Origin of the sequence: Streptomyces sp. H51 (assembly GCF_035656535.1) — a bacterium.
GTDB lineage: Bacteria > Actinomycetota > Actinomycetes > Streptomycetales > Streptomycetaceae > Streptomyces.
Genome location: NZ_JAYMHD010000070.1, coordinates 127,373 through 149,982, shown reverse-complemented (window position 1 = coordinate 149,982; position 22,610 = coordinate 127,373). Strand labels below are relative to the sequence as shown.

General features: G+C 70.9%; 21 protein-coding genes and 1 pseudogene. 5 read left to right on the top strand and 17 right to left on the bottom strand.

The features are described 5' to 3' along the window. The 14 genes from VKA29_RS26000 to VKA29_RS25935 form a co-directional block, all read right to left on the bottom strand. Window positions 1-110: biotin carboxylase N-terminal domain-containing protein (locus tag VKA29_RS26000; protein ID WP_324787317.1), on the bottom strand; the 110-nt coding region annotated here is incomplete at its 3' end. Between the two features lies 1 nt (window position 111). Next, on the bottom strand, window positions 112-693 hold the full coding sequence (locus VKA29_RS25995) for a flavin reductase family protein (protein WP_324788402.1): 582 nt from the start codon (window positions 691-693) through the stop codon (window positions 112-114). 40 nt (window positions 694-733) lie between these two features. Further along, window positions 734-2,446, bottom strand: coding sequence for an NAD(P)/FAD-dependent oxidoreductase (locus tag VKA29_RS25990; protein ID WP_324788401.1), 1,713 nt, complete (start codon window positions 2,444-2,446; stop codon window positions 734-736). 197 nt (window positions 2,447-2,643) lie between these two features. Then, complete coding sequence (locus VKA29_RS25985; RefSeq protein ID WP_324788400.1) at window positions 2,644-3,564, bottom strand: MarR family transcriptional regulator; 921 nt, start codon at window positions 3,562-3,564, stop codon at window positions 2,644-2,646. 1,849 nt (window positions 3,565-5,413) lie between these two features. Next, window positions 5,414-6,883, bottom strand: coding sequence for an MFS transporter (locus VKA29_RS25980; protein ID WP_324788399.1), 1,470 nt, complete (start codon window positions 6,881-6,883; stop codon window positions 5,414-5,416). 334 nt (window positions 6,884-7,217) lie between these two features. After that, the gene (locus VKA29_RS25975) at window positions 7,218-7,877 is read right to left on the bottom strand and encodes a hemerythrin domain-containing protein (protein ID WP_324788398.1); all 660 of its coding nucleotides are present in this window, start codon (window positions 7,875-7,877) and stop codon (window positions 7,218-7,220) included. A gap of 173 nt (window positions 7,878-8,050) precedes the next feature. After that, entirely contained in the window at window positions 8,051-9,343 is a 1,293-nt protein-coding gene (locus tag VKA29_RS25970; protein ID WP_324788397.1) for a cation:proton antiporter, read from the bottom strand. 81 nt (window positions 9,344-9,424) lie between these two features. Further along, window positions 9,425-9,997 (bottom strand): NAD(P)H-dependent oxidoreductase, encoded by a 573-nt coding sequence (locus VKA29_RS25965; RefSeq protein ID WP_324788396.1) that lies wholly within the window; start codon window positions 9,995-9,997, stop codon window positions 9,425-9,427. Between the two features lie 14 nt (window positions 9,998-10,011). Then, the gene (locus VKA29_RS25960) at window positions 10,012-10,416 is read right to left on the bottom strand and encodes a nitroreductase family deazaflavin-dependent oxidoreductase (RefSeq protein ID WP_324788395.1); all 405 of its coding nucleotides are present in this window, start codon (window positions 10,414-10,416) and stop codon (window positions 10,012-10,014) included. Window positions 10,417-10,637: 221 nt separating this feature from the next. Continuing rightward, the gene (locus tag VKA29_RS25955) at window positions 10,638-11,120 is read right to left on the bottom strand and encodes an ester cyclase (RefSeq protein ID WP_324788394.1); all 483 of its coding nucleotides are present in this window, start codon (window positions 11,118-11,120) and stop codon (window positions 10,638-10,640) included. A gap of 27 nt (window positions 11,121-11,147) precedes the next feature. Then, a complete protein-coding gene (locus tag VKA29_RS25950; protein WP_324788393.1) occupies window positions 11,148-11,690 on the bottom strand; it encodes a nuclear transport factor 2 family protein in 543 nt (180 codons plus the stop codon). Next, complete coding sequence (locus VKA29_RS25945; protein ID WP_324788392.1) at window positions 11,687-11,995, bottom strand: dehydrogenase; 309 nt, start codon at window positions 11,993-11,995, stop codon at window positions 11,687-11,689. Before VKA29_RS25945 ends, VKA29_RS25950 begins: the two co-directional genes overlap by 4 nt. A 419-nt stretch (window positions 11,996-12,414) precedes the next feature. Further along, window positions 12,415-12,621: a transcriptional regulator gene (locus VKA29_RS25940; protein ID WP_324788391.1), complete on the bottom strand. Its 207-nt coding sequence runs from the start codon at window positions 12,619-12,621 to the stop codon at window positions 12,415-12,417. A 528-nt stretch (window positions 12,622-13,149) separates the two neighbouring features. Then, complete coding sequence (locus tag VKA29_RS25935; protein ID WP_324788409.1) at window positions 13,150-13,686, bottom strand: hypothetical protein; 537 nt, start codon at window positions 13,684-13,686, stop codon at window positions 13,150-13,152. A gap of 856 nt (window positions 13,687-14,542) precedes the next feature. On the opposite strand from VKA29_RS25935, the gene VKA29_RS25930 reads away from it, so the two are divergent. Beyond that, entirely contained in the window at window positions 14,543-15,136 is a 594-nt protein-coding gene (locus VKA29_RS25930) for a TetR/AcrR family transcriptional regulator (RefSeq protein WP_324788390.1), read from the top strand. An 83-nt stretch (window positions 15,137-15,219) separates the two neighbouring features. On the opposite strand, the gene VKA29_RS25925 is transcribed toward VKA29_RS25930, so the two are convergent. Together VKA29_RS25925 and VKA29_RS25920 are read right to left on the bottom strand one after the other, a co-directional pair. Next, window positions 15,220-15,828 carry a ScbR family autoregulator-binding transcription factor gene (locus VKA29_RS25925; protein ID WP_324788389.1) on the bottom strand — a complete coding sequence of 203 codons (609 nt, stop codon included), beginning with the start codon at window positions 15,826-15,828 and terminating at the stop codon, window positions 15,220-15,222. Between the two features lie 149 nt (window positions 15,829-15,977). Continuing rightward, a complete protein-coding gene (locus VKA29_RS25920) occupies window positions 15,978-16,763 on the bottom strand; it encodes a response regulator transcription factor (protein ID WP_324788388.1) in 786 nt (261 codons plus the stop codon). 440 nt (window positions 16,764-17,203) lie between these two features. Between VKA29_RS25920 and VKA29_RS25915 the strand changes: the two genes are divergently transcribed. The 4 genes from VKA29_RS25915 (at window position 17,204) to VKA29_RS25900 (ending at window position 21,687) form a co-directional block, all read left to right on the top strand. Next, window positions 17,204-18,160 (top strand): ScbA/BarX family gamma-butyrolactone biosynthesis protein, encoded by a 957-nt coding sequence (locus VKA29_RS25915; RefSeq protein WP_324788387.1) that lies wholly within the window; start codon window positions 17,204-17,206, stop codon window positions 18,158-18,160. Between the two features lie 460 nt (window positions 18,161-18,620). Further along, window positions 18,621-19,550 carry an ADP-ribosylglycohydrolase family protein gene (locus tag VKA29_RS25910; protein WP_324788408.1) on the top strand — a complete coding sequence of 310 codons (930 nt, stop codon included), beginning with the start codon at window positions 18,621-18,623 and terminating at the stop codon, window positions 19,548-19,550. Window positions 19,551-19,678: 128 nt separating this feature from the next. After that, a complete protein-coding gene (locus VKA29_RS25905) occupies window positions 19,679-20,344 on the top strand; it encodes an ArsR/SmtB family transcription factor (protein ID WP_324788386.1) in 666 nt (221 codons plus the stop codon). Continuing rightward, complete coding sequence (locus VKA29_RS25900; protein ID WP_324788385.1) at window positions 20,341-21,687, top strand: MFS transporter; 1,347 nt, start codon at window positions 20,341-20,343, stop codon at window positions 21,685-21,687. Before VKA29_RS25905 ends, VKA29_RS25900 begins: the two co-directional genes overlap by 4 nt. Window positions 21,688-21,939: 252 nt before the next feature. Here VKA29_RS25900 and VKA29_RS25895 read toward each other — a convergent pair. After that, window positions 21,940-22,431 (bottom strand): annotated as a pseudogene (locus VKA29_RS25895) (kinase); the annotation flags it as partial. Window positions 22,432-22,610: the final 179 nt, after the last annotated feature.

Below are 22,610 nucleotides of genomic sequence, written 5' to 3'. Positions count from 1 at the left end.
TCCCGGTCCGGGTCGGCGTAGACGGCCACGCTCGCGATACCGGCGTCCCGGCAGGCCCGGGCGACACGGACAGCGATCTCACCACGGTTGGCGATCAGCACCTTGCGCATGTCAGGACGCCTGCCGGTCCGGTCCCGGAGACTCCGGAACGATGTGGCTGAAGCGTCCGGCGTCCGTCTGCAGCGGCCCCAGCGAACCGTCGAAGAAGATCAACGGCTCCTGGCCGTGCTGGGGCAGGCTCAGATCGACCACCTCGCCGACGACGATGTCGTGGTCCCCGGCCGTGTGCACGTCGACCGTGGTGCAGGCGAGGTAGGCGAGCGCCTCGCTGAGGACGGGCAGCCCGTCGGCGGTGAAGTGGTGCGGGACCCCCTCGAAGGCGTCCGCCCGGCGCTCGGCGAAGGAGCGGGCCAGCGACTGCTGCCGCCCGGACAGGAAGTTCACGGTGAACCCGCCGCTCTCCTCCAGCGGGGCGCGCAGCCGTGACTTCCTGTGCAGGCAGAACAGCACGAGCGGGGGTTCCAGCGAGACGGACGTGAAGGAGTTGACGGTCGTGCCGTCCGCGTTCTCCTCCGGCCCGGTGGTGATGACGGTGACGCCGGTGGTGAACAGGCCGCACACGCGGCGCAGACTCAAGGGCTCGATGGGCTGGCGCTCATGGGCGCGGGTCAGCGACCGCGCTGCTGCGGACATGCGCATCCCTTCCATGGGTGTCGGATTGGTGCCGCGCGGGTCAGAGGAGCTTGCGGACCTTGGAGCCGGCCTTGAGGATCCCGAGGAGGAACTCGCGGCCGACGCTGTTCATCTCCGGCGGGGCCTGGACCGACGCCCAGTACAGGAAGCGGGCCATCATCGCCGTCGAGGGGTAGATGAAGCGCTTCTGCTCGTCCTTCCAGCCGAACACCGGGTTGACGACGGGCGAGTCCTTCAGCAGCCTGAAGACGATGTCGGCGGCCTCGTCGCCGCTCAGCGCGCCGGCCTCGTACTTCTCGCAGGTCTCCCCCGTGGCCTCGAGGAGCTGCTTGAACGAGTCGCTCTGCGGCCACCACAGGCCCGGGTAGGGGACCTGCTCCAGCTCGTCGAAGTGGGCCTCGCGGCCGTCACGGACGTGCTGGAGGCGGGCCCGGGTCAGCCGCATGGTGCCGGGGGTGATGAAGGAGCCCCACACCCGGAAGACGGCGTTCCACAGGCGGAAGTGCGAGAAGGAGATGAAGGAGCTGTTGACCAGTTCGTCGTTGTACTGCAGCAGCCCCTGCTCCAGGCGCTCGACGTACTCGAAGCGCTTCGCGGAGAAGTCGCCGTCCTTGAGGGCGGCCACCAGGCGGGAGGTCAGCGCGTCGACGACCTCCATGGTGTTGGACAGACCGCGGGAGAACAGCGGGTCGAGGAAGCCGGCCGCGTGCGACATCAGGCACCAGCGGTCGCCGATGGTCTGCTTCGAGGAGTACTGCAGCCGGTCGGTGGACACCCACTCACGCACCCGGGTGGCGCCGTCGAACTGGCGCTTGACTGCCGGGTACTTGTCGAGGAAGAGCTGGAACTCCTGCTCGGGGGTGAGGTCCTTCGGCTTGGGGTAGGTGCGCTCGTCGATGGTGAGGCCCACGCTGCACAGCGGGTTGCGGGACTTCTTGTGGTTGTCGAAGGGGATGATCCAGAACCAGCCGCGCTCGATGAGGTGGTGCATGGTGCCGGTGTGCCAGTCGGCCGGCGGGCGCAGGCCGGCGGGGTGGCCGCTGACGTCGTCGAACCGCTTGACGCCGACATAGTGGGTGAACATCGACCGGGAGTGGTGCTTGAAGCGGGCCGGCTTCTCCCGCAGGCCGAACTTGTCGGCGAGCGGCGAGCGGAAACCGGAGGCGTCCACCAGGTACTTCGCCCGGTACAGTTCGGGCTCGGCGCCGGGGGCGGCGCTCTTGCCCAGGACGGTCACACCGTCGTCGTCGAAATCGACCTCGGTGGCCCGCCAGTTCTGCCGGGGAGTGCAGCCGTACTTGACCGCGACGTGGAACATGAAGGCGTCGCTGTCCTGGCGGAACATGTGGCTGTTCTGGTGGAAGATCTTCGGCAGGGCCAGCTGGGTGGCCTGCCGCGGGTCGGGTTCCTGGCCGACCTCGTGTTTCATGAAACCGAAGTGGGCCTTGGTGCCGAAGGAAGGCGCGATGTCGCGGGTGGAGGCCTCGACGCTGGCCAGGCTCTTCAGTTCGGGAAGGTCGTGCCGCTCGGCGAGGATGTGGATCCACTCCACGAGCTGCGGGGTCATGGATTCACCGATGGCGAAACGCGGATGGGCGGCGGCGTCGACCAGCAGGACCTTCGCGCCGTGCCGGGCCAGGATCGCGCCGGTGACGGAGCCGGCCATGCCCGAGCCCAGGATGATGACGTCGAAGGTCATCTCCTCGGGAACGCTCGCCGGTTCCGGCATGCCTTCGGTCAGCTTCGCGACCATGAGCTGTCTCCTTCGTCGAGGGGGGCGGTGCACAGCAGGAATTCCGAGTCGGCCACGGCGGGAGAACCGCATGAAAAAAGGCCCCTCATATACCTTCGGGAAAGGATGTGGTCACGATCCGGAAGGAAAGCAATGAGGAGCCTGAAAAGGGCGTGGAAGTGCCGCTGGAATTAGCGTGACAGGATTTTCGGGGAAGTTCAACCCCTGGCCGGGGCCGGGGGTTCGGAAAATTCGGAGAAAGCGGTTCCGGAATGCGTCGGGGCCAGGAGTTTCAGCAGGAGAACACGCAGTTCGTCCTCGCCTCCCGGGCCGAGCATGCCCGCCACGTCGGCCGCCAGACCGGCGACGGCCCGCATCACGACGCCGAGTTTCTCCAGGCCCGGCCCGGTCACCTCCAGGGCGTAGCGGCGCCGGTCGCGCGGGTCACGGCCGCGGCGCACCAGGCCCTGCCGGACCAGCTCGTCCACCAGCTGGGAGACGGCAGGCCCGGTGATGGCGAGGAGCTCGGCGAGCTGCTGCTGGGAACAGGGCCCGTAGGCCTGCAGGGCGGACAGCGGGCCGTAGTGGCGCACCCGCAGGCCGGTGCCGGCCAGCTTCTCGTCGCCGTGCCGGCGCAGCCGGTGATGGGCCTGCGCCACCAGGTACTCGGTGCCCTGCACCAGAGGCTGCGCGGACTCGGGCAGCAGCCTGGCCAGCAGCTCGTCCAGGCGGGCCGTCTCCTCGGCGCTCAGCACGGCGGTCAGCCGCGCGTCCCGCTCGGCCACGGCGCGGCGCCGGTCCTCGGCGGCTCTGCGTCCCTTGTCGGTCAGGGAGAGCACGTACTGGCGCCGGTTCCCGGGATTGCGGGTGCGCTGCACCTCGCCGCAGGCCTCCAGCCGGTCGATGACCGACACCATGACGGTCCGGTTGATGCCCAGCCGCTCGGCCAGGTCGAGCTGGGACTCCCAGTCACGGCCGGTGAGCGCGTCGAGGACGAGGAAGTCCCGGGAGTCGCTGCCGTCCGCGGCCGCGGCCGCGGAGAACTGCGCGTACACCCGGCGCAGGAGGTAGCCGATGAAACCCGTGAGTGATTCCGGAAGTGCTCCGGGGACCTCGGCGAGTTCCTCGGTCCGGGACACGGGACCTCGACCCTCATCGCGTTCACGCCGCAAGACAGCACCTCCGAACCGAGTATACGAGGGGTGCACCCGCGCTCCGGCCGGATACACCGCCCCAGGAGAACAGGGACCGGCACACCCGGCCCGCAGACACCGGCCGCCACCGGACCGCCACCGGACCGGACGGCCGCCGCACGGCCGCCCGGTCCGGTGGCCGCACGGCGCCGCCTGCCCGGCAGACACCCGCCCCGCCCGCCCCGACAGGCCGGACGGGCCCGACGGACCCGAACCGGCGGAGCGGACGGACGGACCGGACCGGCCGGACAGACCCGACCAGCCGGACGTTGAACGCCGGGAACCGACGGAGCGGACAGACCGGCCGGACCGCCGGCCGGACAGACCCGACCAGCCGGACGTTGAACGCCGGGAACCGACGGAGCGGACAGACCGGCCGGACCGGCCGGACAGACCCGACCAGCCGGACGTTGAACGCCGGGAACCGACGGAGCGGACAGACCGGCCGGACCGGCCGGACAGACCCGACCAGCCGGACGTTGAACGCCGGATACCGACGGCGCAGACGGACCGGCCGGACCGGTCGTCCGTTGAACGCCGGGCGCCGGCGGCGCGAACGGACCGGCCGGACGGGCCGGACGTTGAACGCCGGGCGCCGGCGGCGCGAACGGACGGACCCGACCGGCCGGACAGACCCGACCAGCCGGACATTGAACGCCGGGCGCCGGCGGCGCAGACGGACAGGCCGTCCGTTGAACGCCGGGCGCCGGCGGCGCAGACGGACCGGCCGGACCGGCCGGACGTTGAACGCCGGGCGCCGGCGGCGCAGACGGACGGGCCGGGACCGCGGCGCGTCCGGCCCGGGCGTGGGCGCGGCGCTGCGGGGTCCGCGGCGCGTGCGGGCCGGTGTGGTGCACGGGCCGCGGGCGAGGACCCAGTCCCCGCCCGCCCCGCCGCCCGCGGTCGGCTCGCCGACGGCCGTTCCCGGCGGCGCTCCCGGTGACGGCCCGGGCCCGCCCGGCACGGCCGCCGGGAGGCGGCCGGGACGGGCCGCGCGGTGCGGAACAGGCCGCGGAACGGCCTGCGGGATGGCCTGCGGCACGGGCCGCGGGACGGTCTGCGGGCCGGACGCCGCCGGCCGGGCCGCGGCGGTGGCCGGATGCGGGCCGGCCGCGGCGCGCTGCGGCCGGCGGGACGCCGCGCGCCGGCCGGCCAGCCGGGACGGCGTCGCAAGCCCCGGCCGGGACCCGGCCGGCAGGCGGGCCGTCCCCGTGGACGACACCGCGGAGAACACCGCGGAGGACGCGGCGGGCCGCTTCACCGGTGCGCGGCCGGGCGCGGCGGGCCCACCGGGGCGGGGCCGCCGCGCCCGGCCGGCCCGCCGGCGCCGGTGAGACAGCGGCCGGCAGGACTGTCGCAGCGCAGCACCTCCCCCGGCCGTGCCGGGCCGTGCCCCCCGCCGTCCGGTGCAAGCACCCCGCCCGGGCCGGGACCGCAGTCCGGTGCAAGCACCCCGCCCGGCCCGGCATCCGCTGCAGGAACTGGGGGCGCGGGCCCCCGGCCGGGGCCGGGGCGGCGGCGGTCAGGCAGGCGGGGGCGGTGGCGTGGGGGGCCGCCGTGCGCGGGGCCGCCGTGCGGGGGGTCGCGGGGGTGACCGGGCAGGCCGGCCCGGGCAGAGCGGGGGAATGCCTGTGCGCCGCCCCGGACGCGGTCATCGCGTCCTGGACGGGCCGGTCGTTGTGCGGGGACTCGGCGGGACCCGGCATGACTCGATGCGCCTTCGCACTGGCGGGACGGGGGAGAAGACACCGGCGGCCCCGCGCCGGGGGACGAATAGCGGGGCCGCCGGATCTGGTCACAGCGCGACGGGGTCGGGCTCTCCGTCGCGCTGCGGGTGCGGAGCCGTCGCGGGGACGGTCGCCAGCACTGCGAGCAGGGCCAGCAGGTACATGCCGCCGCCCAGCAGGAACCCGTAGGAATACCCGGTGGTCAGCGCCTCGGGCAGGCTGCCCGGCAGGTGGTTCTCGGTGATGACCGTGGCGGCCGCGGCCAGCGTGCTCAGACCGATGGCGCCACCGATCTGCTGAGCGGTGTTGACCAGACCGGAAGCGGCACCGGTGGCCTGCGGTTCGACACCGCGGACACTGATGATCGTGACGGCCACGAAGACCATCCCCAGCCCCAGACCGACGACCAGCTGCGCGGGCAGCAGGACAGCCAGCGGGTTCTGGCCCGGCTCCACGAAACTGAACCACACCATGCCCGCGATACCGATGAGCAGACCGAGAACGATCACATTGCGGTCGGGCATCTTGGCGAGCAGCTGCGGACCCAGACCGCCGGCCGCGATACCCATGCCCAGCGCGAACGGCAGGTACGCCAGGCCCGTGACCATCGGCTCGTAGCCCTTGACCACCTGCATGTAGAGGGTGAGGAAATAGAAGGTGGCGAGCATGCCCGCTCCGACCAGGAACATCACCAGATTGGCGCCGACACGGCTCTTGTCGGCCAGCACACCCCGGGGAATCATCGGCGCGCTGCTGGAACGCTGGATGGCGACGAACGCGACCAGCAGCACCAGCGCGGCACCCAGACCGATCAGCGTGGCAGCATCGTCGAACCCCTTGTCACCGGCACGGTTGATGCCGTAGACCAGCGCCCCGAACCCGAAGGTCGCGGTGAAAGCACCCGGAACATCGACCTTGCCCCGCTCACGCTCGCCCTCGATCAGCACACTGGTACCGAACAAGACCGCCAGCGCGATCGGAATGTTCACGAACATCACCCAGCGCCAGCTCAGGTACTCGGTCAGCGCACCGCCCAGCAGCAGACCCACGACCGAGCCGAGACCGCCCATCGCCCCGTACACACCAAGAGCCTTGTTCCGCGCGGGACCCGCCGGGAACGTGGTCGCCAGCAGGGACAGAGCAGTCGGCGCGGCGATAGCGGCACCGGCCCCCTGGATCACCCGCGCCGCGATCAGCAGCTCCCCGCTCTGCGCCAGACCACCGAGCAGCGACGCAGCGGTGAAAAGAACCAGCCCGGTACGGAAGATCCGGCGGCGGCCGAAAAGGTCACCGGCACGCCCCCCGGCCAGCAGCAGACCACCGAAAGCAAGCGCATAGGCGGAGACGACCCAGCCGAGGCTGGACTCCGACATCCCCAGCGCACTCTGCATACTCGGCAGAGCAACAGCAACGATGGTGTTGTCCAGGACGAGCATGAGCTGCGCCGCGGCGATGACCAGCAGCGCAAGGCCGAGTCTGCCGTCCTGCGGCGGCGCCGCGGCCTTACGGCCGGCCTGGGTCGGATCTTGCAGCGACATGAACTCTCTCCGGTTGTCTCTGAATTGAAAGGGGGGATGTGAACACTGCCGTCAGGCGACACCACGGGAACAGCCGAACCAGCCTTGGCACCCCGGCAACAACCCGCAGCCGAACCGGCCACGACACCACGGGAACAACCCGCAGCCGAACCGGCCTTAGCACCCCGGGAACAGCCGGCCCAGCCGAACCGGTCGGACTCAGCCCGCGGAGCCGGTCCTGGCGCCCCCGGACTCAGCCGGCAGCCGGCCACGGCGCCCCGGGAACAACCCGCGGAGCCGAACCGGCAGCGCCCCGGGAACAGCCGGCGGCGGAGCCGGCCACGGCGCCCGGGGTTCAGCCGGCGGCGGAGCCGGTCCTGGCGCCCCAGATGTCCAGCGCCTCGTACGCGGCACGCCACTCGGTCTCATAAGCGGTGCGCAGCTGCTCGGGCAGCTTGCCGATGACGCGGGCGAGCTTGTCGGCGGGCAGGTCGTCCAGCAGCCAGGGCAGATAACGGCGGGAATCGTCACCGACACGGGTACGCTGCTCGGTGCTGAAGACCGCCCACTGCTCCTGGCTCATCGTCAGGTCCATGAGCTTCAGAGCGTCCCGCTCCTCATGGTCGAGATGACCGCCGACCCGGGCGTGCAGAGTCTCGGTGAGACCCCCCAGACGCTCCAGACCCGAGTCCCGGTCGGCCAGCGCCGCATCGATCTCCGCCAGCAGCGGATCGATCACCGCATGCTCGGCCTCCATCGCCTCCAGCAGAGCCAGCTCGTCGGGCCGGCCCGCCAGCGCCTCCTGCATCACCGGCCACACCGTGACGTCCTCCGAGGTGTGATGGATCGTCAGGAACTTCTTGAACAGCTCCCACCCCACCGCGGTCCCCAGGACACGGCGGGGATCCTCCTCGACCCGGGCCGTGATCCGCGCGATCCGCTCCAGCTCACGCCGCAGCGCGTCATGGATCGCGAACATCATCGTCATGTCGAGGTTCCTGAACTCCTGGCTCATCTCTCTCTCCCTGGCCGCCCCACCACTCCGTGTCGCACCCCGACACTATCGTCAATCCACTTATCCATCAAGCAGCCAACCAACAACAACCCAACCATCAACAGGTGAAGTATTGCCGGGAAGGCCTCCCAGGCCGCCGCCCCTGCCCTCGAAGCAGCAGGCCAAGCGGGATCTCACGGCTGCAGAGCGGGCTTCTCCTGGCCGGTCCCGGGCGAGCCGTCCACCACGAGGCCGTCGTCCGCCCCGGTACGCAGCCAGATCAGAGCCGGAGTGGTCATCGCCGTCGTCACCAAAGCCATCAGCACCAGAACAGTGAACAGCTCCGGACCGATCACCCCCAGACCCAACCCGATGTTCAGCACGACCAACTCCGTCAACCCCCGACAGTTCATCAGCACACCCAGCGACATGGAGTCACGCCAGTTGCGGCCCGAGAGCCGGGCCGCGAGCGAGCCGCCGCCCCACTTGCCCAGCACGGCCACCGCGAGCACGGCACCCGCCCAGAGCCACTGCGTGGCACTCCCGGCCAGCAGCGAGACATCGGTCTTCAACCCCGTGGCGACGAAGAACAGCGGCAGCAGCACCGGCACCGTGAACGCGTGCAGCCGGGCCGCGGTGGCCTCGATCCTGCGGCTGCCGCGCGGGCTGACCGCACCGAACATGAACGCGCCGAACAGCGCGTGCACCCCGATCCGGTCGGTGGCGTACGCGGCCACGCACAGCCCGCTGAACAGCACGACGAGCATGACGCTGTCGGGGTATCGCCGTTCGGCGCGCACGGCCCACCGGGCCAGCAGCGGGCGCACCACGAGGAACATGACGAGCGCAAAGGCCACGGCGTACAGGGCCGTGGTGACGGCTTCCCACGGCGAGTTGCTCTTCGTCACCGCCACGACGGCCGCCAGCAGGCACCACGCGCTCACATCGTCCACGGCCGCGCTCGCCATGGCGAGCGTGCCCACCCTGGTGCGGTACAGGCCGCGGTCGGTGAGGATGCGGGCCAGGACCGGGAAGGCGGTGATGCTCATGGAAACGGCGATGAAGAGCACGAACGGCAGCTTGTCGACTCCCGCGGGGGCGAAATCGCCGTACATGGCGATCGCCAGCAGGGTCCCCAGCAGCAGCGGCACGGCAATGCCGGCCTGGGAGACGGCCAGCGCGGTCCTGCTGTGTCCGCGCAGCGATCCCAGATCCAGCTCGAGACCGACGAGGTACATGAAGACGAGCAGTCCGATGTTGCCGAGCACGCCGATGTAGGGCAGGGCGGACTGCGGGAAGAGGCCGGCCTCCGCCTGGGGCCACAGCCAGCCCAGCAGCGAGGGGCCCAGCAGGATGCCGACGGCGATCTCACCGACGACCGGCGGCTGGCCGAGCCGCTTGACGAACTGGGCGCCGGCCTGGCAGGCGAGGATGACCACCGGGATGGCGATCAGGAGGTCGGGAAGCGGATCCGGGACAGCTGCCATCGCAGTCTCCTGGGTGGGGGAAGGGACGGGGTGCGCGCGGGTGCGTGCGACGTCCGGTGTCAGGGGCGGGCAATGCCGGCCTCAGGAGCCATAAGGACGGACCGCCTTGGCCTCACGCAGCGCCTCGGCCCACCACAGCAACTGGTCGAGCATGAGCTTGGCGGCGGCCTCGGCACCCTCGGGATCGGCGGGGAAACGGCCCTCGCCGTCGTACTGGTCGAGAACGCGGGGGAAGGTGACGATGTCCTTCATCCCGACGCAGTGGAACTCGGCGAAGATCTGCCGCAGGTGCTCGATCGCCCGTACCCCGCCGGCCGTGCCGAGCCCGTACCCGACGAAGCCGACCGGCTTGGCCTCCCACTCGGACTGGAAGCTGTCGATGAGGGTCTTCAGCGGGCCCGGTACGCTGCGGTTGTACTCGGGTACGACGACCACGTAGGCGTCGGCCCCGGCCAGCCGCGGGCGCAGGGCCGCGGCACCGGCGTCGTCCTCGGCGAGGGAGGCGGGCAGCAGGTGCTCGGCAACGTCGACGACGTCCAGGACGATGTCGTCGCGCCGTGCGGCGACCTGGGCGAACCAGCCGGCGACATCGGGGGCGAGCCGTCCGGCGCGGGCGGAGCCGACCAGGAGGACGACCCTGACCGGCCGGGTCATCCGGCCCGGCGCGCTCATCGCCGGGCCGCCGATGCCGGGGAGGCCACCGGTGTGAGCGCGATGAACTCGGTGGCGTCGACCCGGGAGAGGATCCGGCGGGTCAGGGCGGGCATCTTCGTCGTGCCGTCGTCGGTGAAGACGACGGGATTGGCCACCCGGATGCGGCGCCCGCGGGTGGTGATCTCGCAGCCGCCCGCCGCCAGCACGTTCTTCACCCAGTCGGAGCCGGGTCCGTAGGGCAGCGTGATGATGATGTCCCCACCACGGCGGAACAGTTTCACCGGGGTGGCGAACTCACGCCCCGACTTGCGTCCGCGGTGGTGGACCTTCCCGAACCCGGGCAGCCGGCTGAACAGCGGCCCCACGAGACGGTTGGCGAACCGCCGGTTGAAACGGGCTACTTTCCTGTCGATCGGCATGTCTTCCTCCCTTGCACGTCGATCTCTTGCACGTCGGTCCCTTGCACGTCGATCTCTTGCACGTCGGTCCCTTGCACACCGGTCCCCCGGCCGCGTCGGCAGCGTCGCCGGACGGTCCGTGGCCGCCCGGCCTCCGCCGCGGGCCGCGAGGGCCGGCAGCGGAGGCCGGGCAGACGCTCCCGCTTCCGGCGGCACCAGCACGGCCGGAAGCGGGACGGGGTTCAGGCGGAGGGCTTGCCCGCGCCGGGGCCGCCCGCCGGGGTGAGCGCGCCGACCGGCTTGCCGCCGGACTGGAGGAAGCGCTGCAGCGAGAAGTTGTCGACGATGCCCCACCGCTCGGCGATCTTGTCGCCCTCGAAGCGGAACCAGATGATCGCCTGGTGCTGCACCTGCAGCCCGGTCGGCTGGATGCCGATGAACGGGCCGGTGTGCTTGCCGTGCATCACCCAGCGGATCGCGGCCTTGTCGCCCTGCGAGATGAAGTCGAGGATCTCGTACTTGATGTCGCTGAACGCGGACTGCTGGATCCTGATGGTGTGCTTGAACGCCTCGGGCCCGCGCATCGAGTCGTCGTGGCTGCCGTGGTTGCGGAAGTCCGCGGTGAGGTAGCGGTCGGCGGCGGAGAGGTCGCCGAGGTCCAGGCCCTCGTGGAAGACCTTCTCGACCAGTTCCTTCTGCTGCTCGGGGGTGAGTGTGGTGGGCATGCTTGCGTTCTCCTCTGCTGGGGTTTGCTATGCGGGGGACGGGGCTGCGTTGCCGCGGGTGTCGAGCGTCTGTGTGTCGACCCGGGTCACGTCCTTGGGCACGGTTCCGGTGGTCCACACGATGCGCAGCCCCAGCCGGTCGAAGCGCCAGCCGTCCGGCGTGCGCCGCGCGGTGCCGGTGAAACGTCCGCCGAGCTGGAAGTACTCGGTGGCTTCGGGGGGCAGGGGCGAGCCGTAGTGCACATGGGAGGCGATCAGACTCCAGCTGACCGCGGCCCGATCGCCGTCGAGCTCGACCGAGCCGCCGGAGCCGTGGTGATGCGTACGGCCCCAGCGCGCCATGATCTCGCCGATGAAACCGGTGACACCGGTGATGCCCTGGTGGCTGCCCACCGGAAACGTCATCTCGATGTCCTCGGTGAACAGGGACCTGGCCCAGCTCTCGTCGAAGACGCCCTCGTCCAGGCTCGCCAGGTAACGCTCGATGAGGTGCTGCAGCGCCGCGAGGTCGGCCAGGCGGGCGACCTCGGCGGCCAGGGCGGCCGGATCTGCGGCCTGCTCCCGGGTCATGACACCCGGTGCGCTTCGGTCTGGGCGTCCGTCGCGTAGATCACGGCGTCATCGGGACCGTGCACGACGGCCTTGCCCTCACCGGCGAACGTCTCGCCGTCACGCCGTGCGGTGATGTCGATCTGGATGTACGCGGCACGGTGGCCGTTCGGGCTGATCTGCGTGAAGTCGACGTTGAAGTCCTCGCGCAGGGAAAACTCCATGGTGTCGTCACCGGTGACGCTCCACGAGCCGTAACCCGCGCTCTTCGACGTCGTGACGGACAGCGAACCGTCCGGCTCGAAAGTGACCGTGTAATCGTCCACCTCACCGTCGTGCGTGACCGTACCCGTCCATCGACCGACGGGCGTCCAGGTAGAAACAGGCATCGACGACACTTCCTCAGGTCGGGGAAACAGAAAATCCGTATTCCGATCGGCGTGCCGATCGGAATACGGATGTCAGGAGAGTCCGGCGGGTTCGTGGAAAACCCGGCAGATGCGCCGCCTACAGGAATCACCGGCCCGAAGGGCGGGTGCGTCAGGGCATGAGGGCGCCGGAAAAGTGTGACACCTGCCCCACGCGCCGTCAACTCCTCAGTAATTCAGGCTGTCTTCGGGCTGTCTGCAACGAAGCAGCCCCCGTGGCCGGTGGCCACGGGGGCTGCTTCGTTACGGATCCCCGCACGGATCCGTGTCCTCTTCACCGGTGGGCGGGGAGGCCCGCCTCCCCGCCCACCGGGCCGTCATGCCGCCTCGCCCCGGCGGGCCAGTGCGAGCAGTTCGTCCAGGTCGTACTCGGCCCGCTGGGGGCCGCCGAGGCGGGTGATCTTGCCGCGGCTCGCCCACTTGCGGATGGTGGCCTGGGAGACCCCCATCGCCAGGGCTGCCAGCTCTGTCGGCACCGTCCGCCGCTTCGCCGGCCCCGCGGCCGGACCCTTCGACCAGGTCATGCTGCACTGCCTTTCTTGGTACGGCCCGCTCGGTCACGACGGCGTGGTCGCGCGAGCTGGGCAGGATGGGTTGTCGTACATTCCGCGGTCCACGGCCCGGAAGGCCGGTCCCGCCGCTCCCTGCCGGACCGCACACAGGCAAGGGAGCGGAACATCGGAGCTGAGCATCACTCACCAGGCGCGGGACGGGCGCAAGAAGCAGTCCCGAAGGCCGTCCGGCGAGGGAAGCGTCACCGCGTCTGCCGGCGCGGGCCTCGGCATCGCCGAGGGCGGACCGGCTCATGGCACCGGACGGCCGCGGTGGCCGGGCGCCGGCCGGCAGCGCCCTGCCCGGGCACGGGCGGCGGGACGCATCGGACACCCCTGCCCGGCGCACCGACATCACCCGCCGGCGCGCCGACGGTGAAGCCGGGCCCCCGCACGAAGCCGGCGGTGTGCCTTCAGGTGGTCGGGCACCCCTGCTTCCGGCCGGTGCGCCGCGGGGGCGTGACGGGCACCGGGACTCGGCCCGGCGGTACCTGCCAGGAACTAGGCGGCCTCCCGCATGCGGCTCGCCACCAACAGCCACTGCCGGGGCGGCAGGACGTGTCCGGCCCCGCAGGAGACATGGCTGGGCACCCGGTCGCCGGGCGCCGGCATTACGCCGTACAGCACCTCCGCACACCCCGGCTGCGTGCACCGGCCGAGTGGGAGCCTGCGTGTCTGCCCCGGCCCGAACTGCCCGCTGAAGGCGGTGCGCAGCTCGGTGAGCTCATCGTCGAAGTGCACACCCGCTGGATGCTCGGCGAGCCACGGCAGTTGCTGCCCCAGAAACCTCACCAGAGCGTCGACATCCGTACCCTCCGGGCGGCACCCGGCGCCACCGCGCTCTTCCACGACGAGCCGTGCCCATTGGGCCAGTACCTCGGCCGCCTGGGTCCGCAGCGCCACGACCCGTTCGTCGAGCACGATTCCGCCCGTGCTCCGGCTTCCGCTCACCCTCTCGCGCAGCACCGGCGGCGCGGGAGCCAGTGCCTGGCCGCTCTCCTCGTACAGATCGAGCAGGGTGCGCAGTTCGCGGCCCATCCGGTCCACGCACTCGGCGCAGATCCGGCCACAGCGCAGCGTGCAGTCCCTACTCGCGTGAACCTCGGTAGGCGGCTGTCGCTGATCCATTTCAATCCCCCGAATCCCTGGCGTTCCTGCGACTCACTCCAGTCTCGCGGTGGGTCGCGGTCCGGTTCAACGGACGCCGGTTCAGGGTTCCCACAATCATCCGCAGCCGTGTCAGCGGACTGTCAAGTCCGTGTCAACTGGGGGCCGGGGAAGGCGCCTCCGGCGGCCCGGCGGCCCGGGCTCGCCGAAGGGTGCCGTGGCCGGTCAGGACCGGCCGGACCCGGTGCCGTGCGCGACGGCCCGCCGCCCGGCCGGGGACGGCGTCCCCGCGTCCTTCCGGCGAGCACACGAGGAGGTGAGCGTCGATGGGCGGGCCGCGTCCGCGGCGGGTCCACGGCGGGTCTGCGGCTGCGGCTGCGGCTGCGGCTGCGGCTGCGGCTGCGAGAAGGCTTCGCCGGGGAGCCGGGCGTGGTCGCACGACGGGGTGGCCGGCGTGCGGAGCAAGTCGGTCCGTCTTGCCGCGCGGATGCCGGAGCGGGCCGCGAGATGCACTCACGGGGCTCTTCGCCGAGCGCGGTGCCTGGCAGCCGCCGGGAAACTCAACACAGCCGCCTTAACAAACAGACATGTCTGATTGTAAATGGCCCAAAAGCGAGCCCCCTCTTCTTTCCACCCGAAAATTTTCGGACAAATAATCAGAAAATGCGGGTGTTCAGGTTCTGTAAAGACCGAGAGGAGGAAGTTGGCACAGGGGCGCTGATGTGAAACAGGCAAGATTGTATGCTTCTTGCGGGACACGAGCGGAAGAGAAGGCAGGTGCGAGCTGGTGCAGGCACGATCCGAGCAGACGCGTCAGGCCCTCGTCCGTGCCACCGCCGAGCTGATCGCGGACGGCCGGCCCTCCGACGCGGGGCTGGTGAACATCTGCCGCCGGGCGGGGGTGAGCCGGGGAGCGCTGTACCACCACTTCTCCTCCACCGCGGCACTGGCGGCCGCCGTGTACGAACAGGCCCGCCACCGGCTGGAGACACTGACCGAGGAGGCATTCGCGGGCCCGCTGCAGAACGCGCCGGAGCGTTTCACGCTCGCGCTCGGCGAGGCGATGCGCACCGAGAAGGTCGTACGGGCCGGCATGCAACTGGCCGCCGACGGCTCGGCGGACCCGCCGCGGCTGCGCGACGAGGTGCTGGCAGTGGTCCGCGAACGGATGGTGGCGACGCAGGCCGAGGACCGGGCGGAGGACCTCGCCGACCTGACCGTCGTACTGGTCGCGGGCATCGAGACGCTGGGCCGCACGGACCCCGCCTGGTGGACCGGCAAGGCCTCCCACCGCCTGTGGGAACTGCTCCGCCCGCTGTTCGACCGCAACGACCCGGGCCAGTGCCCGGTCGGCACGGCGCCTCCGGCCCCGAAGACGTGAACGGGGGCGGCGAGCGCCGGGCCACGGCCGGGCGGACCACGGGAGGCGGGGAGCGCCGCACACCTCGCGGTGCGCTGCCGCCGTCAGTTCACCGGGAGCATCGTGCGCAGGCGGCCGATCAGGCCCGGGGTGGCGACACCCGGCAGGAGGAACTTCCAGAACACGCCTATCCGTTCGGGCAGATCCTCGCGGTTGGTGAAGGCATGGGACATGATCTGCAGGCCGGTGAAGGAGCCGACGACGGTGGACGTGACCTCGTGCACGTCCACCCCGGGCAGCACCTCGCCCTGCTTCTCCGCCTCCTGCAGCAGAGCGAGGACAGCGGCCATGGACTGCTCGTAGGTGGTCTGCGGCGGGCAGCTGAAGGACGTCTGCTCCGTGGTCAGGCGCACGCTGGCGCGCAGCACCGGGTCATGCTGGAGGCGCTGGGCGAATTCGAGCGTCAGATCGATCACCGACTGCAGCTTCACCGGCCGCTCCGGCGGCTGCAGTGCTTCGGCATGCGCCTGCACCAGGGCCACGGCGATGGCTTCCTTCGACGGAAAGTGGTGATAGAGGGAGCCGCGGGTGAGTCCGGTGCGGGCCAGGATCTCGTTGGTGCTGGCGGCGTCGTAACCGCGCTCGTCGAAGACTCGGGCAGCGGCTTGCAGGATCGACTCTCGCGATCGCTTTCCGCGTTCCTGTTGGGCCATGCCTGGATCCTTACGCTAGCCCGCAATTTTTAACAGACCGTTTAGTATTGTACTGTAACGCAGAGATCATCAGCAGGGCTGACAACAGCGGGGGCGGGTTTGCGTCGGGGCGGCGGACAGGGGGCGTGAGCCGGGCTCGACGGACGGCCCTACGGACGCCCGAGCCGGAAGCCGACCCCGCGAACGGTGATGATCCAGTCCTTGGAGCCGAGTTTGCTGCGCAGGGTGCCCACGTGCGTGTCGACCGTGCGGCCGCGCGGCGACCATGCGTCGTCCCACACCTGGGCCATGATCTGGCGCCGCGGGATCACGGCGCCGGGCTGCGACGCCAGCAGGTACAGCAGGTCGAATTCCTTGCGCGTCAGATTCAGCGGCTCCCCGTGGAGGGTCGCCACCCGGGCCCCCGTGTCGATGCACAGCGGTCCATGGGTGATGACCCCGGCGACCGCCGGGTGCGCCGGCTGCGAGCGCACCCGCCGCATCACCGCCTCGATACGGGCCAGTAACTCCCGGAAACCGTACGGCTTGACCAGATAATCGTCCGCACCCGCCTGCAGGCCGAGCACGCAGTCGAGTTCCGAGCCGCGCGCGGTCACCGCGATGACCGGCGTGTCGCTGACCGCCCGGATACCCCGGCACACCTCCAGGCCGTCCAGGTCGGGCAGGTCCAGGTCGAGCAGGATCAGGTCGGCGTCGCGGTGCCCGCGAAGCGCCTGGGCGCCGGTGGTCACACCGCTTGCCGCAAAGCCCTGCCGCGCCAATCCCTGCAGTAGCACGCCGGCGGCCCGCTGGTCGTTCTCGACGACCAGGACGTTCAGGGCGCCCGACGAAACCGGGCCGGAAGGGCTGACCGCGTGCCGGGACGGTTTGACAGGGCCGTGCGGGCGGTGGCGCCGCGGCGACGGATTACGGAGATCCGTGTACTGCCAGTTCATCTGCTCCCCCTGGCACAACCACGTCATCACGGACTGGGGCTCACGGCGAGACCATACCAAACAGACTTGTCTGATTGTCAACGCTGCACGGTGCCCGCGGGCGCCGCCGACAGCCCCCTCTCTGACCTGCGGTGCCGCCATCCGTAACGGCCCGGGACGCCCGCCCGCCCACTAAAGGAAGCCTAAATTGTCGAACAAGAAACAACCCGCGCGCGCACCGGAATCATACGACCCTGCACGCTTCAAAGCAGACAAACCAGAACGAGTCACAGCGTCCCGCCGACAGGCCGGAACATACGTGGTCCGGGCAACCGGATCGTGCTCTTGCCTCACCCGACCGACATGTCTGTATCTTGTCGCAGAACGTCGGTCACGGGGGAAGGACAGCCGACGTACGGTCTGTTTTGCCCCCTGCCCTGAATCTGACAGGAGCGCTGCACATGCCGTACCTCACCGACAAGGCGCCGGCCCCGAAGACGCTGCGCCCCGGACTGACCACCACGGTGCCGCGCGAGTACGTCCACCGCACGGCAGTCTCAGAGGTCCTCCTCACCGGTTGGGAACATGCCCCCGTCGGCCCCGACGAGCACCACGGCTTCCTCGTCAGGGCCCAATGGCCCCGCTGCCACGCCCTGTTCGCGCCCGGCCGCGGATACCAGGACCCGATGCTGCTGATCGAGTCAGTCCGCCAGGCCGGATCCCTGCTCGCCCACGCCGAGTTCGACGTCCCCTTCGGCCACCAGTTCCTGATGTCGGACATCTCCGTCGACCTCGAACCTGAACTGCTCGCCGCGGACCCGGTCCCCACCGACATCCAGATGCACACAGCCTGCCGGGACGTCGTCCGCCGCGGCGGCCTGCTGCGCGAGATGCGCTACGACACCACCGTCCTGCGGGAGAACGGCGCCCGGGCCACCGCCACCGCCGCGTTCCGCTGCATGAGCCCGGACGTCTACCAGCGCCTGCGCGGCCGACGCCCCACCACCACCGACCGGACCCCGCCACCGGCCGTCGACCCCGCCACCGTAGGCCACAACAGCACCCAGCACGTGGTCCTCGGCCCAAGGTCCCCAGAACACCCTCACACATGGGAACTACGCGTCGACACCACCCACCCCACCTACTTCGATCACCCCGTCGACCACATACCCGGCATGCTCCTCCTGGAAGCCGCCCGACAGGCCGCCCACGCCTCCGCCGGTCTCCCCCGCGCCGTACTCATCGGTCTCAAGAGCACCTTCACACGCTACGCCGAACTCGACGCACCCTGCTGGATCACAGCGCATTGCCGACCCCACAGCACCAGCCACGACGACCTGCTGATACACGTACACGGCACCCAACGGCACAAGACCGTCTTCACCGCCGACCTCACCGTGCGACCCCCCGCCCATTGACCCGGGTCTGCTGCGTCATCGCGTGGCAGTGGGGTCTGTACGGCCGGAGCTGCGGGTGGGGTGATGACGGTCCCGTATTCGACGGGGTCGATCGGGCCCGGCTTCTCCGGCACCCGCATCGGCACCGGCACCGGTACCGGTGGTAGGTGTGCTCGTTCCGAGGTCGCGATCGCATCCGCAGCTCTGGCGGGTGGTTTCGTCGCCGCGGAACCTCGAGTCGGCGCCGCGGTGCTGGGCCTGGGAAGGGTCGCCCGCGCCGGCCCGGACCACCGCGCGGGTGACCGTACCGGTGCGGTTCTTCGCCCGGCGTCCGGACTGATACGTCTGCAGCCCCGCCTCCAACCGGGTGGTGCTGCGCTCCAGGCGCGACGCCGAGACTCCAGCGGCGTTGGCGGAGACTGCGGCCGGGACCGCGCGACCACCGTCGGTGCGGCACGCATAACCTGCGCGGATGCAGCCAATGCAGCGGATTCAGCGGGCCGCCGGCGCGGTCGTCGGCTCAGCCGTGGGTGACGCGCTGGGCGGCCCCTTCGAGTTCGGTCCTCGGGGCGCCTTCTCCGCGCGGTTTCCCGTACCTGGTGCCGGTGGCGAGATGTGCGGAGGTGGTGGCTGGGACCCCGGCGAGGCCACTGACGACACCCAGATGGCCGTCCTGGTCGCGGAGTCATTGCTGGAGCGGGGCGGACTGGACCTGCCGGACATCTTCGCCCGCTTCCAGCGTTGGGCGGCAGCGGAACCGAAGGACATCGGCCTGCAGACCGAAGACGTCCTGACCAACGGCTTGCCCTGGGACCTCGCCGCCGCGATCCATTTCCAGGTCAACCGGCGAGCAGCGGGAAACGGTTCCTTGATGCGGGCATCGGCCTCCGCGGTCCACTTCGCGGCCGCCGGCCAGGAAGCCACCATGGACGCGGCCCGCCGCATCGCCGCCCTCACCCACGGGGACCGCGCCGCCTGGGAAGGAACCGCGATCTTCCACGAACTCATCCGCGTCATCATCGAGGACACCGACCCCCTCACCGCGCTCCCGGACATCCTCGCTCTCGTCCACCCGGACCACCGCGGCCGCTACGCCACAGTCCTCGCGCCCGACTGGCACCTAGATCGGGCGACCGAATTCAACGGTGCCGTCTGGCCCTGCCTGGGCTCCGCGGTCTGGGCCCTGCGCACCACCAGCGGCTTCGAAGACGCGATACGTGCGGCGATCGACCTCGGCGGCGACACGGACACCGTCGCCGCGGTGACCGGAGGCCTGGCGGGCGCGTACTACGGGCTGGACGCGATCCCCGCTCACTGGACCCAGCCGCTCCATGTTCCCCTTCCGGGATTCGACGGACGGGTGCTGCGCCTGGCAGATCTGCTCCACCTCGCACACCGGCTCGGAGGCTGACCCGGGTCTCATCCGCCGGCCGGCCGGCTGACGGATGAGCAGGGGCGCGGTGAAGTCCCGCCAGAACGCGAAGACTTGTTCGCAAAGGAACCTTTGCGAACAAGTCTTTGCGGTCTAGTGTGCACGGTATGACTGACCCGAACGGGGGGCCGGACGGCCCGCAGACCGAAGCCGACTCGGTGGTTCTCGATGCCAAGGGGCTGCGTGCCCTCGCGCATCCGGTGCGTGTGCAGTTGGTGGGGCTGCTGCGGAAGTACGGCCCGTCGACCGCCACCCGCCTCGCGGAACGGCTGGGTGTGAACTCAGGAACGGCCAGTTACCACCTCCGGCAGCTCGACGCGGCCGGTTTCGTAGAGGAGGACACCGAACGCGGCAACGCGCGCGAGCGCTGGTGGCGTTCCGTGCACCGGACCACCTGGTTCAACGATGCGGAGCTGGCCGAGCGGGAACCCGAGGCCGCACTGGCCTACCAGCAGTCCATCGCCGCCATCCACACCCTGCGCACGCAGCAGACCCTGAACGGGCTTCAAACGATGCCCCGCGCGTGGCGAGACACCTTCGACATGAGCGACTGGTCCCTGCGGCTCACGCCCGAGGAAGCCGCCGCCCTGTACCGGGAGTTGACGGAAGTCATCGCGCGCTACCGGCGAGACGCACCGGAGACGGCGGCAAGTGCCCCCGAGGGAGCGGAACGGGTCGTCGTGATCACGCAGATCCTGCCCGAGGTCGAGGCGCCTGCCGCGTCGCCGCTCTCTCCCGGCCCTCAGGAGGCGGAAGGAAGCCCGACGTCATGACCGGCGATGCCCCCGATGCCCCGGAGCCCGGCGGTATACCCGGCAAGAGGTCCTTACGCCCGCTGGGCGGAGTGCTGGCGGCCATGGCCGTGTCGCTGACCGGCACTCGGATCTCCGTCGTGGCACTGCCCTGGTTCGTCCTCGTCACAACCGGCAGCGCCACCCGGACCGGACTGGTCGCCTTCTGCGAGATGACTCCCTACGTGGTGGTGAAGGCGTTCACCGGCCCGCTGGTGGACCGGACCGGCCCGCGGGCCGTCTCCTGGAGCACTGATCTGGCCAGTGCTGTCGCGGCCGCCGCGGTTCCCCTGTTCCACGCCCTGGACCTGCTGTCCTTTCCCCTTCTGCTGGTTCTGGTCGCGCTGATCGGCGCGGCCCGGGGGCCCGGCGACCTGGCCAAGGAGGTGATGGTCCCGGAGGCGGCCGAGCGCGGCCGGGTGCCACTGGAGCGGGCCACCGGTCTGGCCGGCGTGACCGAGCGGCTCGCCTCCACCGTGGGCCTGGCGGCCGGCGGATCCCTGGTGGCGTTGCTGGGCCCCCTGACCGGGCTCGTCGTCAACGCGGGCTGCTTCGCCCTCGGATCGCTGATCATCAAGCTCGCCCTGCCTCGCGGCATGGGGCACACGGCCGGGGAAGCCCCCTCGCCTGCCGGGGGTTCGGAGCCGGGTTACTGGCGGCGGTTCGGCGAGGGCTTCACCTTCCTGCGCGGCGAACCGCTGCTGCTCACCGTCATCGTCATGGTCGGCATCACCAACCTGCTGGACGCGGCGATCGCCTCGGTGCTCGTACCCGTCTGGGCAAGGGAGTCCGGCAACGGCCCGGCCTCGATCGGTCTGATGGGCAGCGTCATGGGGGCCGCGGCGGTCGGCGGGAGCCTGGTCGCCGCGGTGGTCGCGCACCGGCTGCGGCGGCGGATGGTGCTTCTCACCGGGTTTCTGCTGGCCGGGGCGCCGAGGTTCCTGATCCTCGCCGTCGGTGCCCCGGTGGGGGTGGTACTGGCCGTGTTCGTGGTCAGTGGGTTCGGTGCCGGCTTCGTCAACCCGGTGCTGGGAGCCGTCCTCGTCGAGCGGGTGCCGCGCCGGATGCTGGGCCGGGTGAACGCCCTCGGTGACTCGCTGGCCTGGGCGGGCATCCCTCTCGGCGGGCTGGTCGCGGGAGCGGCGGTGACTGCCTTCGGACTCGCGCCGGTGCTGCTCGCCTGCGGCACCGCCTACTTCCTCACCACGAACCTGGCCGGACTGCGGCGCGAATGGCGGGAGATCGACCGTACGCGTGGGCGGGGCGTCCTGAAGCCGCGCTGCGAGGAAGACGCCCCGAGGGACAGCGCTCATGCGGTGCCATGACCCTCCCGGTGGGACGGTGTACGGCATCGGTCTTCGCCTGCGCCCCGGTGAACCTCGCGACGCCGCCGAGATGTTCGCCGCCCGGAGGCATCCTTGATCGAACCGGACCTTGCGGTGAAGCCCCGCATGCGGGAGCCGGCGTCGGCACTCGGGCTCAGTGCGGCCTTGTTTCCCCTGGTCCTGGCACAGGGGCGATTCCCTGCCGGGCATGATGCGGTCGAGGGTCTCGTGCAGGGCGTCGGCGGCGCCGATGACGGTCTCGTGCAGGACGCCGGCGGCGCCGATGACGGTCTCGATGCCGCCGGGCAGCGGATCACGCTCCCGGTACCGGTCGCGCAGTCGCGTCTCACTGACGTCATCCGCGATCGGCTTCGTGGCGTGCCGGGCGAGGGTTTCACCGAACGGCACGTCCGGGTGGTAGCAGTGGGTCGGGCCGCGGTGGTCGGTGCGCAGCGCCGCGAGCATGTCGCCGTAGCGGTCGGCGTAGCGGTCGGCGTGGAGGATGCCTTCGACCACGACGTGGAATCCGGCGTCCAGGGCGTAGCGGGCGGTCAGGTCGATCAGGCCGGTGTTCGCCGCTCCCGGCCGGTCGTGCTCGCGCAGCACGGTGCGGCGAAGGTTGTCCTGGCCGACCAGGGCCAGGCCGCGGCCGAACCGTTCACGCAGGACGGCCGCGACGGACGACTTCCCCGAGGCGCTGTTGCCGCGCAGGACGGCCAGCCGGGTTTCCTCGGTACCCACCATCACGGCCCTCACGCCACCGACGGCCGGGGGCGCCGGGTGCCGCCCGGCCGTCCAGGAGTTGCAGGACGATCGCCGCCGTCGCCCGGCAGCTGCCTGAGCGTGCAGCGGTCCCGAATCCAGCTGGGTGGCTTCGTCCGCGACAGCGCCGCCGCGAGGAGCGGAACAGGTCCGTGGGCAGG

Bases quoted from the DNA above. Each gene is read 5' to 3' on its own strand.
- VKA29_RS25995 (WP_324788402.1), bottom strand. From the start codon at position 693: ATGTCCGCAGCAGCGCGGTCGCTGACCCGCGCCCATGAGCGCCAGCCC.
- VKA29_RS25990 (WP_324788401.1), bottom strand. From the start codon at position 2,446: ATGGTCGCGAAGCTGACCGAAGGCATGCCGGAACCGGCGAGCGTTCCC.
- VKA29_RS25980 (WP_324788399.1), bottom strand. From the start codon at position 6,883: ATGTCGCTGCAAGATCCGACCCAGGCCGGCCGTAAGGCCGCGGCGCCG.
- VKA29_RS25975 (WP_324788398.1), bottom strand. From the start codon at position 7,877: ATGAGCCAGGAGTTCAGGAACCTCGACATGACGATGATGTTCGCGATC.
- VKA29_RS25970 (WP_324788397.1), bottom strand. From the start codon at position 9,343: ATGGCAGCTGTCCCGGATCCGCTTCCCGACCTCCTGATCGCCATCCCG.
- VKA29_RS25965 (WP_324788396.1), bottom strand. From the start codon at position 9,997: ATGACCCGGCCGGTCAGGGTCGTCCTCCTGGTCGGCTCCGCCCGCGCC.
- VKA29_RS25960 (WP_324788395.1), bottom strand. From the start codon at position 10,416: ATGCCGATCGACAGGAAAGTAGCCCGTTTCAACCGGCGGTTCGCCAAC.
- VKA29_RS25955 (WP_324788394.1), bottom strand. From the start codon at position 11,120: ATGCCCACCACACTCACCCCCGAGCAGCAGAAGGAACTGGTCGAGAAG.
- VKA29_RS25950 (WP_324788393.1), bottom strand. From the start codon at position 11,690: ATGACCCGGGAGCAGGCCGCAGATCCGGCCGCCCTGGCCGCCGAGGTC.
- VKA29_RS25940 (WP_324788391.1), bottom strand. From the start codon at position 12,621: ATGACCTGGTCGAAGGGTCCGGCCGCGGGGCCGGCGAAGCGGCGGACG.
- VKA29_RS25935 (WP_324788409.1), bottom strand. From the start codon at position 13,686: ATGGGCCGCGAACTGCGCACCCTGCTCGATCTGTACGAGGAGAGCGGC.
- VKA29_RS25925 (WP_324788389.1), bottom strand. From the start codon at position 15,828: ATGGCCCAACAGGAACGCGGAAAGCGATCGCGAGAGTCGATCCTGCAA.
- VKA29_RS25920 (WP_324788388.1), bottom strand. From the start codon at position 16,763: ATGAACTGGCAGTACACGGATCTCCGTAATCCGTCGCCGCGGCGCCAC.
- VKA29_RS25915 (WP_324788387.1), top strand. From the start codon at position 17,204: ATGCCGTACCTCACCGACAAGGCGCCGGCCCCGAAGACGCTGCGCCCC.
- VKA29_RS25910 (WP_324788408.1), top strand. From the start codon at position 18,621: ATGCAGCGGATTCAGCGGGCCGCCGGCGCGGTCGTCGGCTCAGCCGTG.
- VKA29_RS25905 (WP_324788386.1), top strand. From the start codon at position 19,679: ATGACTGACCCGAACGGGGGGCCGGACGGCCCGCAGACCGAAGCCGAC.
- VKA29_RS25900 (WP_324788385.1), top strand. From the start codon at position 20,341: ATGACCGGCGATGCCCCCGATGCCCCGGAGCCCGGCGGTATACCCGGC.